This window comes from Haloechinothrix salitolerans (assembly GCF_042662605.1).
Lineage (GTDB): Bacteria > Actinomycetota > Actinomycetes > Mycobacteriales > Pseudonocardiaceae > Haloechinothrix_A > Haloechinothrix_A salitolerans.
In genome coordinates this window covers 2,146,021-2,162,145 of sequence record NZ_JBHSXX010000001.1, presented here as the reverse complement: position 1 = coordinate 2,162,145, position 16,125 = coordinate 2,146,021, and the positions used below count along the sequence as shown (strand labels likewise).

13 protein-coding genes and 1 pseudogene are annotated in these 16,125 nt (G+C 67.7%); 2 read left to right on the top strand and 12 right to left on the bottom strand.

The window, feature by feature from the left end; genetic code table 11:
• Nucleotides 1-34: 34 nt before the first annotated feature.
• The 5 genes and pseudogenes from pruA to ACFQGD_RS10140 form a co-directional block, all read right to left on the bottom strand.
• A complete protein-coding gene (gene pruA, locus ACFQGD_RS10160) occupies nucleotides 35-1,663 on the bottom strand; it encodes an L-glutamate gamma-semialdehyde dehydrogenase (RefSeq protein WP_345405535.1) in 1,629 nt (542 codons plus the stop codon).
• A gap of 139 nt (nucleotides 1,664-1,802) precedes the next feature.
• Nucleotides 1,803-2,306 (bottom strand): DUF6912 family protein, encoded by a 504-nt coding sequence (locus ACFQGD_RS10155; protein ID WP_345405532.1) that lies wholly within the window; start codon nucleotides 2,304-2,306, stop codon nucleotides 1,803-1,805.
• Nucleotides 2,303-3,670 (bottom strand): WS/DGAT/MGAT family O-acyltransferase, encoded by a 1,368-nt coding sequence (locus ACFQGD_RS10150; RefSeq protein WP_345405529.1) that lies wholly within the window; start codon nucleotides 3,668-3,670, stop codon nucleotides 2,303-2,305. The genes ACFQGD_RS10155 and ACFQGD_RS10150 overlap by 4 nt, the downstream gene beginning before the upstream one ends.
• Nucleotides 3,589-4,179, bottom strand: a complete 591-nt coding sequence (locus ACFQGD_RS10145) for a transposase (RefSeq protein WP_345405526.1) — start codon at nucleotides 4,177-4,179, stop codon at nucleotides 3,589-3,591. Before ACFQGD_RS10145 ends, ACFQGD_RS10150 begins: the two co-directional genes overlap by 82 nt.
• A gap of 35 nt (nucleotides 4,180-4,214) precedes the next feature.
• Nucleotides 4,215-4,592, bottom strand: a pseudogene (locus tag ACFQGD_RS10140) (IS607 family transposase); the annotation flags it as partial.
• A gap of 96 nt (nucleotides 4,593-4,688) precedes the next feature.
• Between ACFQGD_RS10140 and ACFQGD_RS10135 the strand changes: the two are divergent.
• Nucleotides 4,689-5,441 carry a TrmH family RNA methyltransferase gene (locus ACFQGD_RS10135; protein ID WP_345405523.1) on the top strand — a complete coding sequence of 251 codons (753 nt, stop codon included), beginning with the start codon at nucleotides 4,689-4,691 and terminating at the stop codon, nucleotides 5,439-5,441.
• On the opposite strand, the gene ACFQGD_RS10130 is transcribed toward ACFQGD_RS10135, so the two are convergent.
• Entirely contained in the window at nucleotides 5,438-5,962 is a 525-nt protein-coding gene (locus ACFQGD_RS10130; RefSeq protein ID WP_345405518.1) for a helix-turn-helix domain-containing protein, read from the bottom strand. The genes ACFQGD_RS10135 and ACFQGD_RS10130 overlap by 4 nt on opposite strands.
• A 221-nt stretch (nucleotides 5,963-6,183) precedes the next feature.
• Between ACFQGD_RS10130 and ACFQGD_RS10125 the strand changes: the two genes are divergently transcribed.
• Nucleotides 6,184-6,744, top strand: a complete 561-nt coding sequence (locus ACFQGD_RS10125; RefSeq protein ID WP_345405515.1) for an Rv3235 family protein — start codon at nucleotides 6,184-6,186, stop codon at nucleotides 6,742-6,744.
• A gap of 47 nt (nucleotides 6,745-6,791) precedes the next feature.
• On the opposite strand, the gene secA is transcribed toward ACFQGD_RS10125, so the two are convergent.
• The 6 genes from secA to mtrA form a co-directional block, all read right to left on the bottom strand.
• Nucleotides 6,792-9,608 (bottom strand): preprotein translocase subunit SecA, encoded by a 2,817-nt coding sequence (gene secA / locus ACFQGD_RS10120; RefSeq protein WP_345405512.1) that lies wholly within the window; start codon nucleotides 9,606-9,608, stop codon nucleotides 6,792-6,794.
• 249 nt (nucleotides 9,609-9,857) lie between these two features.
• A complete protein-coding gene (hpf, locus tag ACFQGD_RS10115) occupies nucleotides 9,858-10,556 on the bottom strand; it encodes a ribosome hibernation-promoting factor, HPF/YfiA family (RefSeq protein ID WP_345405509.1) in 699 nt (232 codons plus the stop codon).
• 539 nt (nucleotides 10,557-11,095) lie between these two features.
• Nucleotides 11,096-11,758: a ComF family protein gene (locus ACFQGD_RS10110; RefSeq protein WP_345405506.1), complete on the bottom strand. Its 663-nt coding sequence runs from the start codon at nucleotides 11,756-11,758 to the stop codon at nucleotides 11,096-11,098.
• Nucleotides 11,759-11,789: 31 nt separating this feature from the next.
• Nucleotides 11,790-13,529: an LpqB family beta-propeller domain-containing protein gene (locus ACFQGD_RS10105; RefSeq protein ID WP_345405503.1), complete on the bottom strand. Its 1,740-nt coding sequence runs from the start codon at nucleotides 13,527-13,529 to the stop codon at nucleotides 11,790-11,792.
• Nucleotides 13,526-15,406 (bottom strand): MtrAB system histidine kinase MtrB, encoded by a 1,881-nt coding sequence (gene mtrB / locus ACFQGD_RS10100; protein WP_390183694.1) that lies wholly within the window; start codon nucleotides 15,404-15,406, stop codon nucleotides 13,526-13,528. The genes ACFQGD_RS10105 and mtrB overlap by 4 nt, the downstream gene beginning before the upstream one ends.
• Entirely contained in the window at nucleotides 15,407-16,084 is a 678-nt protein-coding gene (gene mtrA / locus ACFQGD_RS10095; protein ID WP_345405500.1) for an MtrAB system response regulator MtrA, read from the bottom strand.
• Between the last annotated feature and the right edge of the window lie 41 nt (nucleotides 16,085-16,125).

Here is a 16,125-nt window from a genome sequence, read left to right as displayed (position 1 = left end):
TGTCACCGGACGGTGGCAGGCCCCGCTCGCTGTCTCAGCCCATGTGCGGGTACGTGTGATCGGTCGGTGCGACGAAGTTCTCCTTGACCGCCCGGGGGCTGGTCCAGCGCAGCAGGTTGAACATCGAGCCTGCCTTGTCGTTGGTGCCGGACGCCCGTGCCCCGCCGAACGGCTGCTGGCCGACGATGGAGCCGGTCGGCTTGTCATTCACGTAGAAGTTGCCCGCCGCGTACCCGAGAGCGCGGTGCGCCTGCTGGATCGCGTCCCTGTCGTCGGCGAACACCGCGCCCGTCAGCGCGTACGGCGCCGAGGAGTCGACAAGCCGCAGCATGTCGGTGTACTCGTCGTCCTCGTAGACGTAGACCGCGCAAATCGGTCCGAAGTACTCCTTCGAGAACACCTCGTGGTTCGGGTCGGAGGCGACGAGGATCGTCGGGTCGACGAAGTAGCCAACCGAGTCGTCGTAACCACCACCGACGAGGACGTCGAGCGCGGGGTCGGCGTCGACGCTGTCCAGCAGCGCCTTGTGCTTGGCGAACGCTCGCGCGTCGATCACGGCTCCGCCGAAGTGCGACAGGTCGCTGACGTCGCCATACGAGATCGTCTTGCTCACGTCCGCGAGCTCGTCACGCACGCCACCTTCCCACAGCGAACGCGGCAGGTAGGCGCGGGACACGGCGGAACACTTCTGCCCCTGGTACTCGAACGCGCCCCGCACGAGCGCGGTGACCAGCGTGTCGGCGCGCGCCGACGGATGAGCGATGACGAAGTCTTTGCCGCCGGTCTCGCCGACGATCCTCGGGTACGACTTGTAGCTGTCCAGGTGCTCGCCGATGGTGCGCCACAGCAGCTTGAACGTCGCCGTTGAGCCGGTGAAGTGCAGCCCGGCGAAGTCGGCGTCGGTCAGCGCGACCTCGCTGACGGCTTTGCCATCGCCGGTCACCATGTTGATCACGCCGGGCGGCAGACCGGCCGCTTCCAGCGCCCGCATGGTGAAGTGCGCGGCGAGCTGCTGGGTGGGCGTCGGCTTCCACACCACCGTATTGCCCATCAGCGCGGGCGCGGTGGGCAGGTTGCCCGCGATGGCGGTGAAGTTGAACGGCGTGATCGCGGTGACGAAGCCTTCCAACGAGCGGTACTCCATGCGGTTCCACGCGCCCGGAACCGAGTTCGGCTGCTCGGCGAGGATCCGACGAGCGTAGTGGACGTTGAACCGCAGGAAGTCGATCAGCTCGCACGCGGCGTCGATCTCCGCCTGCTGGATCGACTTCGACTGCCCGAGCATCGTCGCGGCGTTGATGGTGTCGCGGTACGGGCCCGCGAGCAGATCCGCGGCCCGCAGGAACACGGCCGCGCGCTCGTCGAACGGCAGCTCCCGCCACGCGGGCGCTGCCTCCTTCGCCGCGGTAGCGGCGTCCGCGACGTCACCGGGCGTTGCCTGCGCGCAATTGCCGAGGACGTGGCCGTGCTCGTGGGGTTTGACGACGCGGAACGGCTCGCCACCCGCCATGCGCTGCTCGCCAGCGATGGTCTGAGTCAGCTCGTGGGTGGCCGAGGAGAGTTCGGTCAGGGTGCGTTGCAGTGACTGCCGCTCGGCGCTGCCCGGTGCGTAGGTGTAGACCGGTTCATTGCGCGGCGCGGGCACCGATGTGATCGCGTCCATGATGGTGTTCTCCCGTGGTTCGCCTTGTGGGCGGGTCTGTGTGGGCTGGTCCTATGAGCCCCGTCACCCACCATCCTGGCACGAACCGGGCCACCGTGAGGGCCGTCCGCCGAGAGAAATCCCCGAGGGTGAAGCGTGCTCAGAGCAGCTCGAGCAGGAACGGGAGCTCCTGCGGCGCGTACCAGGCCAGCTCGTGGTCCTCGGCGTCGCCGATGGCGAACTCGGCGTCCAGATCACCCAGGTCAGCGGCGTCGACGGCCTTGGCGGCGGCGAGCACCGCGTCCTCCGCGTCAGCACCGTCGACGTGCACCGACGCGACCGCCGACATCGGGACGGATCCACCGACCCGCACCACCGCGTTGTCCAGATCGGGCCGCTGCTCGACGTCATCGAGGTCGGCGGCGACGACGACTCTGCGCGGTGTCACGCTCTCCTCGCCCTCCAGATCCGCCGCGATCAGCCGCAGCGACGCCCTGGCCGCGTCGAGCTGCGCGACATACTCCAACTCCTCGGTGGATCCGCTGGTGTAGGACTCGCGCAACGCGGGCGTCAGCGCGAACCCGGTGCCGTTGATGGGCAGGAACTCGTCCTTGGCGACCAGTTCGCGCAGCATGCCGATGGTCGCGGGTAGGTAAACCCTCATCGCGTGGTTCCCTTCAGTTCGGCGAGGGATTCGTGCAGCATCGCGGCGAAGACGTCGATGTCCGACACGGCTTTCCTGTCCCCGTTGAGTCCGAAGTAGACGCCCCCATCGTATGACGTCACGCCAATCGCGAGCGCGTGGTTGCGCACCAGCGGCATGATCGGGAACATCTCCACCATCCTGGCGTTGGCGGCGAACATCGGTATTTGCGGGCCAGGCGAGTTGGTGATCATCAGGTTGAAGATCCGGTCCGAGAAGGTGCCCGCGGTGCGCGCACCGAGCGAATGCAACGTCGGCGGGGCGAATCCGCCGACCCGCAGCAACGTTCGCGCCGCCACCGACCTGCCGGATTCGATGTGGCGTGCCATGGCGTGACTGATGTGCTGCAGGCGCATCACCGGATCGGTCTCCCCCACCGGCAGATCGACCAGGTAGGCCGCTACCTCGTTGCCGACGATACCCGCCGATGAGTAGGAGCGGGTGCTCGCGTCGGCCACCGCGAGCGGCACGAGCGCCCGCACCGTGCTGTTCGGTTCGAGCGATGCTTTCCGCGCGAGCAGCCACTCGCGCAGGGCGCCAGTGATCGCGGTGAGCACGATGTCGTTGACCGTGCCGCCGTGGGTGGCCCTGATCTGGCGGTAGTCGTCGAGCGATGTGCGCACGCCCGCGAACACCCTGCCACCGGATACCTCGACGTTGAGTGGGCCAGACGGTGCGGGTTTCAGCGCGGCCCGCATGGCGGACGCCACTCCGCCGACCGCGCCCGCGAGCTTCACGGCGGTCGCCGCGGCATCACCCGCGGCCGCTTTCGCGCTTTCCATCAGCAACGTCGGCTGCTGCACCGTCTCGGCGACGGCGTCGAACATCAGCTCGGTCTTGCTCGGTGTCTTGCCCGGCAGCCATGTCTCCTCTTCGACGGGATCGAGCTCACCCGGCGCGGGGTCGAGGACAAGCTGGCCCAGCTCGATGGTGCCGATGCCGTCGACGACCGCCTGGTGGGTCTTTGTCACCAGGGCGACGCGGTCACCGGCGAGTCCCTCGACGAAGTACGCCTCCCACAGCGGCCTGCCCTGGTCCAACGGCCGGGCGAGCAGCCGCGCGACCAGCTCGAAGAGTTGGGCGTCCGTGCCAGGCGCGGGCAGCGCGGAACGTCGGACGTGGTAGTTCAGATCGAAGTCGACGTCGTCGACCCACACCGGCCGGGCGAGATGGCCCGGTACCCGCATCACTCGTTGCCGGTAGCGCGGCAGGTAGCCGAGGCGGTGGTTGATCAGCTTGCACATCAGCTCGAAGTCGAAGCCAACCTCCGGCCGCTCGAACACCGCGACGCCACCGACGTGCATGGGCGTCGACCTGTCCTCCATGTAGAGCAAGGAAGCGTCAAGTGCGGAGAGGCGGTCCGGCATGCCGTCGATCCTGACACATCGGACCGACACCGTGGGCGCGGATAGGTAGCCGTTGCCTTCTGGTGAGCAAACGTGAGCATGCTCTTCGTTAGGCAGGTGCCGTACCAGCGGGTCTTGTAGCCGAGCATCCGCCTGATCTCCGCCAGCGCCGCGTCGGCCAGGGCACGGTTGAGGCCACGCTTGTAGGCGCCGCCCTTGGCGCGCATCCCGCACGCGTTCAGCGTCTCCACGCAGATGACCTGGTGCTGCTGCGCCAGGGTGGTGGTGGCCTTGTGCAGCACGTCGCGGCGCACGTTCGCGGCGCGGGCGTGGGTCTTGCCGATGCGGGCCTGGGTGCGCCGCCAACGCTTCGACGGCTGACGCTTGGTTCGGGTCTGCTGGTCATAGGGACCGCGCTGGCGGGCAGCCTTGCGCTGCAACGCCCGCAACCTGGACTGCGCGGCCGACAGCGCTTTCGGCGCCGCCACCCGCGCCACCTCGGTGCCGTCCGGGGCCGCGACCACCCGAACCGCGCGAGACGGTCGCGATGTTCCACAACCAGCACCGTTGCACACCCATCCGACAGGATGCGCCGCAACCTCGGCCGCTTCCCGTTCAGTCCAGAACCGACCTCGCGCACCACCTCACCCACGCTGTGGCCGTTGCAGGTGGCCCAGTCGATCAGCCGGGCCACCTGCCGATCCAGATCAGCCCGCTGATCATGCGAGGACACCCACGCATACACAACCGTCCGGCCGGTGCCATCGACTGCAGTCGCATCCACCCAGATCGTGCCCGAGCCCAACCGCCGAGCAGGTACCGGCATCCGATCCTGGCGAAACCACCGATACGCCGTCTGCGGATGCACACCATTCGCCCGCGCCCACACAGCCAACCTCACCCACCCATGCAAACACACATTCGATCACGGTTGCGCACGAAACACCGAACAGATCACAGCCCTGTTCGCGACAACGGCATCGACTAGGCTCGCGGCGTGCACGCAGAGGTCTCTCCCAAGGACCGGTTCCTGACCGTCTACGGACGGAAACCCGTACTCGAAGCGCTCAATGACACCTCACTCGACATCGACAAGGTGGTCATCGCGGACTCGGCGCGAGGCGGTTCGCTCGCCGAGATCAGGAAGGCGGCGCGGGCCCGGTCGATCCCGGTGACCACCGCGAGCGCGCACCGGGTGAAGGTGCTCGCCGGGAATGGCAAGCAGGACCAGGGCGTGCTCGCCGACGTCGTCGCGCCACACATGCGGCCACTGAGCACGGCGCTCGCCGAACACCCGCTGCCGCGACGGCTGTTGCTGCTGGACGGCATCACCACGCAGTCCAACGTCGGGATGATCCTGCGCACCGCGACGGCGGCGGGCATCGAGGGCATCGTGGTGCCGCGCAAGGGCGTCGCGTCGCTTGACCCGATCGTGGTCAAGGCGTCGGCCGGTGTCGCGTTCCGTGCCCCGGTGCTGCGCTGCGGGACCGCTCCGGACGCGGCCGCTGACCTGCTCGAAGCGGGCTATCCGCTCTACGCGCTCGGCGCACAGGCCCCGGCCAGCGTGTTCGACGCCGAACTGCCGGAGCGAGCGGCGTTCGTCCTTGGAGCGGAGACACTCGGCGTCAGCGAACAGGTGCGTGAGCTGGTGACGGAGTGGCTGTCGATACCGCTGCACGGCGGGGTGGAGTCGCTGAACGTCGCCGCGGCCGCGGCGGTGCTCTGTTTCGAGCTGGCCCGGCGCGGTTAGGCGCGGATCAGCGCCTTGCCGAGCATGAGGATGACCTGGTCCCTGGCGTCCTGTTCACCCCGGTATCTGCTTGCCACCGCGACGAGCGAGTCGAAGACGCCGCGCGCTTGCTTGTCTCCGTCGGCCAGCGCCCGCACCAGATAGCGCAGCGTGGTCCCCCGTTCTTCGGCGAGCTCGGCGAACCGGCTGGCCGTCCATTCCTCGGTGTTCGGATCCACCAGCCCGGGCAGGTACGCGAACGCCTCCTCGACGTGCCGGCGCACCCACTGGTTGATTTCGGCGCGAAGGCCAGCTTTTGTACCGAAGTGATGCTGCACGACGCCGGGTGAGACTCCCGCCGCTCTCGCGATGTCGCGGATCGACGTCGCCTCCACCCCGCGATCGGCGAACAATGTCAGCGCGGCTTCCCGGATTCGTGCGTACACGGTCAGATCGCCGCGCCGGGCACCCAGCTCGTCGAACCGGCCGAGCTCGTCGAGTCGGGTGTCTCGTTCAGAATCCGATACAGTCGCATCGTCCACGATACGATCGTATCGTTTCGCGCGCGAGAAACACACCCGGACCCGGCGCCGTCCACCCGGCCCCGGCGCCGTCGACCCGGACCCGGCGCCGTCGCCAGCACCCGCCCACCGCCGCACTCCGCCGCGACCACCCACACGGGTCATTCTCGTCCTGATCAGCCTCGGTCAGCCCTCACTGTGTACTGAAAGGTCGACCACCGAGCCGAAAGGGGGTCTCGCGCGTGCCCCAGCGGAATACCAGCCGCGCCATCGCCATCGTCCGGCCGCTCGCGCCGTATGAGCCCGCGCCATCGCCAACCGCGCCAGCCCCGCCAGCCGGTTCGCCACCGACAGCGCCACGAGACAACGGGAATCAGCTCACGCTGCCGCTATGCGGCGAGCACGCACCCGGAATGCCGGAATCGCACAGGCCAACGCCGAGCGGCGCGCACGAGCGGCCGTGCGACATCGAACTCATCCAACTCGTCACGGCCATCGTCGAGCTCGCGGCGGGCAGACGCCCGCCCCACGCGCTGCGGGACCGCCTCAGCGAGCCGCTACGACAGCGACTCCTCACCGACCCACGACCTGAGCTCGGACGGCATTTCGTGGTCAACCGGGTGCATTGCGGCAGGGACGGCGCGCACGTGTTACACGTCAACGCCACCGTGCACGAGCGAACGCACGCGATCGCGTTCGGGACGAGCAGCTGCCTGACCCCGAGGTACTGGGGCGGCTGGCAGGTCATCGAGTTCTGCCTGCTCGAGCCATCGGTGCGGCGCCGCGCGCCCCGCGCGGCCTGACGGCGCCGCCCGCCCCGAGTCTGGCTGGGCGCGAACCGTGCGAGGCGCTACCTGCGGGCGCCCTTCTTGTTGCGTTTCGCCTCCGCCCGCGCGGCGGCCCTGCGCTCCCTGCGGGAACCGCCACCAGCGCCACCCGAGGCCGCGGGCTTGGCGCCGTCACCGCTGCGCTTGACACCGCCCGTCTCGTCGGGACCGGAGAACGTCAGGCCACCTCGCGCGTCGGCACCCTTGCCGCGCAGCGCGGGGGGCACCGACTCGCCCTGCTGCGCCTCAGGCTGCGGCGGCGCGGGCCTCGCGTGCCTGCCACCACCTCGGCGCTTGCTCTCAGCTGGCACCTCGGCGGCCTGCCCCTCACCGCCCTGAGCGGGCTCCGCCTGCTCGATCTGCAGGTGGAACAGGTGTCCGACGACCTCTTCCTTCAGCGAGTCGAGCATGCCCTGGAACATGTCGAAGCCTTCACGCTGATACTCGATCAGCGGGTCACGCTGGGCGTAGGCACGCAGCGAGATGCCTTCCTTGAGGTAATCCATCTCGTAGAGGTGCTCACGCCACTTGCGGTCGAGCACGCTGAGTACGACCTTGCGCTCCAGCTCACGCATCGCGCCCTCACCGGCGAGGCCGTCGATCTCGGCCTCCCGCCGGTCGTAGGCGGCATCCGCGTCGGCAAGGAGCTCTTTGAGCAGCACTTCCTTGGTGATGTCGCGGTGTCGCTCCTCGAGGTCGTCCCAGCTGAACGAGACCGGGTAGACGTTGCGGAGGTTGGTCCAGAGCTGGTCGTGGTTCCAGTCCTCGGCGTAGCCCTCGCTGGCCGCCTCGTTGACGTAGCCAGTGATCACGTCGCGGAGCATGTGCTTGCTCTGCTCGCGCAGATCCTCGCCTTCGAGGATGCGACGGCGCTCGGAGTAGATAACCGAGCGCTGCTGGTTCATCACCTCGTCGTACTTGAGGACGTTCTTGCGCGACTCCATGTTCAGCTGTTCGACCTGGGTCTGCGCGCTGCGGATGGCCTTGGTGACGAACTTGTGCTCGATCGGCACGTCGTCCGGCAGCCGCATCGACGTCATGACCCGCTCGACGAAAGCGGCGTTGAACCGGCGCATCAGCTCGTCGCCGAGCGAGAGGTAGAACCGCGACTCGCCGGGGTCACCCTGACGACCAGAACGACCCCGCAGCTGGTTGTCGATACGGCGGGACTCGTGCCGCTCGGTGCCGAGCACGTACAGCCCGCCCGCCTCGCGGACCTCGTCGGCCTCGGCCTTGCTCGCCTCGAGCGCCTGCTCGTGCACCCTTGGGTACGCCGCCTCGTACTCCTCCGGCGTCTCAACCGGGTCGAGGCCCTGCTCCCGCAGTATCTGGTCGGCGATGATCTCCGGGTTGCCGCCAAGCACGATGTCGGTACCGCGACCGGCCATGTTCGTCGCGACCGTGACCGCGCCCTTGCGACCGGCACGAGCGATGATCAACGCTTCCTTGTCGTGGTACTTGGCGTTGAGCACCTCGTGCGGCACGTTGCGGCGCAGCAGCAGCTTGGACAGGTACTCCGAGCGCTCGACGCTCGTGGTGCCGACGAGTACCGGTTGACCCTTCGCGTGCCGCTCGGCGATGTCGTCAGCGACCGCCTCGAACTTCGACTCCTCGGACTTGTAGATCAAGTCCGGCTGGTCGATACGAATCATCGGCCGGTTGGTCGGAACGGGCACCACACCCAGCTTGTAGGTCTGGTGGAACTCGGCGGCTTCGGTCTCGGCGGTACCGGTCATGCCAGCGAGCTTGTCGTACTGCCGGAAGTAGTTCTGCAGCGTGATCGTGGCCAGCGTCTGGTTCTCGGCCTTGATCTCGACGCCTTCCTTGGCCTCGATCGCCTGGTGCAGCCCCTCGTTGTAGCGACGTCCGGCGAGCACACGCCCGGTGAACTCGTCGACGATCATGACCTCGCCGCCTCGGACGATGTAGTCCTTGTCCCGCTTGAACAGCTCCTTCACCTTGAGGGCGTTGTTCAGGTACCCGACGAGCGGGGTGTTGGCGACCTCGTAGAGGTTGTCGATGCCGAGCTGGTCCTCGATGAACTCGACGCCTTCCTCGGTGACACCGATGGCCCGCTTGCGCTCGTCCACCTCGTAGTGGACGTCCTTCTTCATCAGCGGCGCTAGGCGAGCGAACTCGGTGTACCAGCGTGAGGACTGGTCGGCGGGGCCGGAAATGATCAGCGGCGTCCGCGCCTCGTCGATCAGGATCGAGTCGACCTCGTCGACGATGGCGTAGTTGTGCTCACGCTGCACGCACTCGTCCAGGCTCCACGCCATGTTGTCGCGCAGGTAATCGAAGCCGAACTCGTTGTTCGTGCCGTAGGTGATGTCGGCGTGGTAGGCGGCCCTGCGCTCGTCCGGCGGCATCTGCGGCAGGATCACGCCGACCTCGATACCGAGGAAGCGATGCACCCTGCCCATCCACTCGGCGTCACGCTTGGCGAGGTAGTCGTTGACCGTGACGACGTGGACGCCCTTGCCCGAGATCGCGTTGAGGTAGCACGGCAGCACCGAAGTCAGCGTCTTGCCCTCACCGGTCTTCATCTCGGCGACCTGACCGAGATGAAGCGCGGCGCCACCCATGATCTGCACGTCGTAGTGCCGCTGGCCAAGTACTCGATACGCGGCTTCCCTGCCGACGGCGAACGCCTCGGGCAGCAGGTCGTCGAGCGACTCGCCATCCTGGTGACGATCGCGGAACTCATCGGTCTTGGCACGCAGCTCGGCGTCGGACAAGTCCTTGACACTGTCTTCGAGGGCGTTGACCGAGTCCGCGATGTACTTCAGTCGCTTGACCCGCTTTCCCTCGCCCGCGCGAAGCAGGCGGCTCAAAACCATCCGGTTCGACCTCGCTGTGTGGTGACGTGTGCTGCCGTGTGCGGTTGTGCTTGGACCGTCCTCGCGTCACGCGCTGTCCTGACGCCGGTCTCGGTGGGTGAACGTGCCGCGACCCCCATCGTAGGCAACCGGGGAAACGGCACGCACACCCGTCAACACAACGCTGCCCCGGAACCAGATAGTTCCGGGGCAGCCGTAACGACTCTGTGAATAGGACTCGCGACTGTGTCGCTTGAGACGCTGTCGCGCTCAGCCCAGCCGGATCACACCGTAGTCGAAACCCTTCCTGCGGTAGACGACGCTTGGCTTACCAGCGTCGGCGTCGTTGAAGAGGTAAAAGTCGTGTCCTACGAGCTCCATCTCGTAGAGGGCTTGATCGATCGTCATGGGTTCGGCCGAATGCTGCTTCTCGCGAACGATCCGACCCGGCTGGTACTCGACGACGCCGTCGTCCCAGCGCTGTTCCGGCACCTCGACCTCGGCGGACGTCTGCGTCTCGACCGGCGCCGGGGCGTCGAGCACCGCGGTGGGCGCCGCGGGACGGCGGCCGTTGGCCACCGGCAGTGCGCCCGTGCCATTAGCGGACGCGTTGTCCGCGGTGATGGAGGTCGCTTCCGCGACGGATTCGGGGCAACGACGTCCGTAATGCACTCGCCTGCGGTCGTGCATCCGCCGCATCCGGTTCTCCAGCTTGGCGACCGCCGCGTCGAGTGCGGCGTAGAAGTCGCCCGCTCGTGCTTCCGCTCGGATCGGGGAACCCTTGCCCTTCCCGGTGATCTCGACACGCTGGCAGTTCTTGTGTTGCCGACGGTTCGGCTCATGGAAGAGCTCGACGTCGTAGCGGATGATTTTCCTGTCGTAGCGCTCGAGACGGGCAAGCTTGTCGCTAACGTGCACCCGATAGTGCTCGGGGATCTCCACGTTGCGGCCCTTCACGACGATGTCCATACACGACCTCCCTCGCTCAACGATGTGAGCTGTGATTCCGAACTGGTCGGTACCGGGGTGAGGATCGGGGTCCCGGCGTGTGACGAAGGCACCAGGCGTGTCACACGCACCGGCACCGGAATGACATGGGCTTGTCACCTCCTTTTCGGCCGGTATTGCCCTGTTAGCGCAGCACGTTAGCCGCAGAACGCCGCTAACAACAGCCCCCGGTGCGGGGGATATCGCGGGGTGAGGGATAATGCGCCGCCACTGCGGAGGGCGACGATCATCGAGGCTGAGGCGCCGTTATTGGGCCAGCCGGGTGGCACTGAGCCCATACGGCGGAATCGCCCGGTCTCATTCCGGAATGCCGACCACATTCCCCCTGGTAGAGCGCTCGACACGCCGAGCGAATCCGACTGTGGTGATGCGGGACACAGCAGGTGCCTCATACCTTCACAACGCACACAGCGTGGTCAGGGTTCCCACCGACACCCGCCCGATCCGGGAACGGGCGAGCGAATAGACGATCACTCGACTTCACTCGGGAGGGGGATAGGTTACGGCAGCCGGGGCGACGTCAGCGCCAGCACGGCGATGACCAGGACACCACCCCTTGCCAGCGCGCGCTCGCAGGCCATCGCGGTCGCCCCGGTCGTGACGACGTCATCAAGCAGCACCGCACCGGTGCCCGCCGGGGGCAGCGCGGCGGGCACCGGCAGCACCCGGCCCGCCAGATTCGCCGCGCGCGTCGCCGGATCGAGACCGACGGCGTCCTCGGCGTCCGACGCCAGCCGCAGTGCCGGCGCGACGGTTGCTCGGATACCCAATTCCGCCGCTCGTGATGCACAGTGCCGCGCCAGCCGCGAGATATGCTGGCCGCCCCGCGCTCTCGCCGCCGCACGCCGCGACGGCGCGGGTACGAGACAGCACTCCGGCTTGTCGCCGATGACAGCGGGCAACACGGCACCGAGCGACGCGCCAAGCGTTGGCGCGAGGTCCCGACGTCCTCGTTCCTTGTAGGCGAGCACCAGCCGCCGCGGCACGCCCTGATAGCGGGCCAAGGCGTACGCGGGCGCCCCGCTAGGGCATGGCACCGGGAACGGCGACGTCAGCAGCCGCTGACAGCCAGAGCAGCATGCCGCGCCGGATACACCGCATCCGGCGCACACCGGCGGCAGCAACAAATCAAGCGCGTGATCGAGCGGTGCTGGCAGTCTCACGCCAGCAGCCTGCCAGGTGCCCCCGACAGTCTTAGCCGGGATAAAACGGCGAGCTCAGCAGGCTCTGGTCCCGCGAGCTCTGCCGCCAGACCTCGGCGAGATCAGAGGTCTGCCACAGGCCGCCGTCGTTGGCGGCGACGACCGGCCTACCTGGCGCGCCGGTCACCGCGCTCACCGGTGGCTCGAGGTTGGACGTCGTGTAGCTCTCCATGCCGAAGCCGTCCACCGGCACCCGCACGACCGGCGATATCGAGGATTCAGTGGCCACGACCAGCGCGTCCTGCGCCTGCCAGTCGACGTCGATCACGTCGGTCAACGTCTCGGGCTGCAGGATGCGTGGCGCACGCAGCCGGACACCGTCCGACGTGCGGACCACCGACGCGACGATGAGCTTGTGGTCCGCGACGATAGCGGCGCGAGTGCCGTCGCGGGACAGCCGCAGCGCCGTAATGGGACCGAAGCCCTGCAGCGCGCTGTCGTCGACCTGCTGCGCCTGCCACGTGCCGTCCAGCGTCAGGGTGACGCGGACGACCTTCTTCCTGTCGGTAACCGTCCAGACCTCGTTGCTGGGATTGTCGTCTGAGGAGGATGGCCGCCATGTCGGGCGGGTCATCCGTTTCGCGTCGAGGTCCACGATCGACAGCACGTCCTCCGTCGGGCCGACTCGCAGCCGCACACGCTTGCGCGCGTTCTCGACGACGGCGAGCCTGCCGCCGTCGACGGACTGCGCCGCGGACCGCACGTCGTAGGCGCCTGACCCCGCTGGCCCCGCGAGCGGGTCCGAGTCGTCGAGCCGCACCACCTGGTTGCCGCTCAAGGCGAGACCTGAGAGGTTCGCCGACACCGTGGCGTGTACCGGTGGGACGTCGGTGATGCGCCAATCCCTGCGGCCGGGCACGAGATCCTGGCCGTCGGAGAGCAGCCGGATCCGGTTGGTCGCCACCGCGTCGAGCGACATCACCAGCTGGAACGCCATCAACCGCCTTGTCGCGGCACTCTCACCGGCGACACCGGTCAGCGGCACCTCGAGCGCGCCATCCTCATTGACCGTTACGTTGGTGTCGAGGCTGGCTTTCTCCAGCGGGTTGCGCACCGCGGTGGCGAGCGCGTCGGACGGCCCCTGCAACAAGGTATCGACGATCCTGCCTGGCAACCCCTCGCGCGGTTGGGCGAGCACGTAGCGGGGGTCAGGCACTCGCACCGCGCTGTCCGGCGCGAAGAAGTACAGCGGAAGCTGGTAGTAGTTCTCCACGAACTGCGACTCGGTGGTGATCATCTCGGCGGGCGGATCGACGATGCGCCACTGCCGGTTGCCTGGCGTGCGCCGCAACGAGATCTCGATCTCGTACGTCCCGCCGCCTGGGATGAAAGCGTTGTCCGATCCAAGCGCGCCAATTTTGCGGCCTCGCAGCCGGATGATCGTCTCGTCCGGGTCTTCTGGCTGGCGCTCCGCGTCGACCGGCAGCGTGCTGAACTGGTCTCGCAGGATGACGAGGCTCGAGCTCGGCTGCCAGTCGTCGGCGACGTTCTTCGCCAGGTACAGCCGCGCTTCCTTGTAGTCGGTCGCGGCTTGGGCGCTGAGCACGAACTTGCGCACGGTGTCGTACGGCGACAGGTCCTGCGCTGGCCGGATGTCCTCGAGCGCGTCCCCGGTGTTCGCGGTGTCCGCGCTACCGATGACCTGCGGTTTCGTCTCCTTGGGCACGTTCGCGCAACCACTCGTGACGAGCAGTACGCAGCCAAGGACCGCCAGCACCCACCGCTTGGTCATCGGTTCACCTCCTCGCGGTCGCCGCGCGCCCGCTCCGCTTCCGGGGCCTCGGAGTCATCCGCACCGTCCGTGCCGTCAGCACCGTCCGTGCCGTCAGCACCGTCCGTGCCGTCGGTGCCGGCACCCCGGAGACCCTCCTCATGCCATTCCGCGGCCGCGGTGTGGGCATCCTCCGCATCGGCGTGGGCACGTGTGACGGCGTCGTCGGACGGCTGCCCGTCCTCACTCGGCAGCTCGGGCGGGTCAGGCGGCAGCCCGATGGGGCTCACCGTCAGGTCCGTCAGTTCGACGCCCTGTTCCCTCGGCAGCGTGAGCCGGAAACACGCACCATAGCCGTACGCGCCCCAGGCTTCGAGCTCCCCACCGTGTAGCCGCGCGTCCTCCTGGCTGATCGCGAGGCCGAGCCCGGTACCACCGGTGCGCCGGTTCCGGGAAGGGTCGGCACGCCAGAACCGGTTGAACACCAGGTCCTCTTCGCCTTGTCGCAGCCCGACACCGTAGTCGCGCACCGTGATGGCGACGGCATCGTCGTTCACACCAAGCGTCACCCTGACCGGTTGCCCCTCGCCATGGTCAACGGCGTTCGCGACCAGGTTACGCAGAATCCGCTCAACCCTGCGCGCGTCGATCTCGGCGACGGCCTCGTCCGCTGGCAGGTCAAGCTCGACCTCACTGCCCGCCGACCCGGCGAGCACCTTCACCTGCTCGCGCACCCGTTCGACGATGGCGCGCACGTCGACGACCTCGGCGGTCAGCTCCTCGACACCCGCGTCGAGCCTGCTGATCTCGAGCAGGTCGCCGAGGAGCGCCTCGAACCGATCCAGCTCGTCGGCGAGCAGCTCCGCGGAGCGGGCAAGACCGGGCGGAAACTGCTCCCGTGAGGCATGGAGCACGTCGGCGGCCATCCGCACCGTGGTCAGCGGCGTACGCAGCTCGTGTGAGACGTCTGAGGTGAACCGGCGCTGCAACTGGCCGAACTCCTCGAGCTGCCGAATCTGCGTCTGGATGCTCTCCGCCATCTCGTTGTAGGACCGCGCCAGCTTGGACAGGTCGTCCGAGCCGACAACGGCGAGGCGTTTGTCCAGGTCACCCTCCGCGAACCGGACAGCGGCGTTGGCCGCCCTGCGTACGGGCAGCACGACCTGGCGCGTGACAAGGTTGGCGATACCGGCGAGCAGCAACAGCAGCACGGCGGCGCCGGCGATGAGCGTGTTCTGCACGGTGCTGACCGTGTTCTGCTCCGTGCTGAGCGGGAACAACAGGTACAGCTGCAGCGGGCGCGCGTTGGTCGTGATCGGCGCGCCGATGATCAGATACGTGGTGCCGTCAACGGTGTGAATCTGCTCGGCTTCCCTGCCCTGCTCGACGAAGTCGCGCAGGGCGGTCGGCACGTTCCCGTAGCTGCCAACGAAGATCGACTCGTCCGGCGTCGCGGGACGACCACCACCCTGGTAAGAGCGGTCACCGCTGGCGATCACCGGCTCGAACGCACCCGCCGACGAACCCTCCAGTTCGTGCGCGGCCGGTGAGGAGCTGGTGATCTTCCTGCTCGCCTGTTCGAGACGTTCCCGCAGCGTCTCCGGATTGGCGTCGATGCCTTCCAGCTCGGATTCCGCCGTCGCGAGCACGGCACGCGTTTGCGCGATCGCCGCACGCCGTTTGGTGTCGAGCAACCGCTCGGCTATCTGGTACTGCAACAGCATGACCAGCACGAACACCACCGCCGTCGACAGCGCGAGCGTCGAGACGGTGACCTTGAACTGCAGCGAACTACGCCAGCGCTCACCGATGGCGGCTGCCGTGTTTCGCCAGAAGGTGACGACCCGGCCCGTCAACGACGTGATCGCTTCACGAAGCGAGGTAATCCGCTGTCTCACTTACGGCGGGCCCGCCTTATATCCGACGCCACGCACCGTGAGCACGACCTCGGGGTGTTCCGGGTCGCGCTCCACCTTCGAACGCAGCCGCTGTACATGCACGTTCACCAGCCTAGTGTCGGCGGCGTGGCGGTAGCCCCACACCTGCTCGAGCAGGACTTCGCGGGTGAACACCTGGCGCGGCTTGCGGGCGAGGGCGACGAGTAGATCGAACTCGAGCGGGGTCAGCGCGATCGGCTCACCGTCGCGGGTCACCTCGTGGCCGGGCACATCGATGCTCAGGTCGCCGATGCTCAGCGTCTCGGCGGGCTCGGCCTCCGTTCGGCGCAGCCGCGCGCGCACTCGCGCGACCAGTTCCTTCGGTTTGAACGGCTTGACGACGTAATCATCGGCACCGGACTCCAGCCCAAGCACGACGTCGACGGTGTCGCTCTTGGCGGTCAGCATCACGACGGGAATGCCGGACTCGGCGCGGATCGCCTTGCAGACGTCGATGCCGTTCATGCCAGGTAGCATCAGGTCGAGCAGCACCAGGTCGGGCTTGAACTCGCGAAACGCGGTCATCGCGCGCGACCCGTCCGCGACCACCGCGGTGTCGAACCCCTCACCGCGAAGCACGATCGTGAGCATTTCGGCGAGTGCGGGGTCGTCGTCCACTACGAGAACACGTGCCTTCATGCGTTCATGTTCGCACTATCGGTCAGTGTTACGCCGCGCGA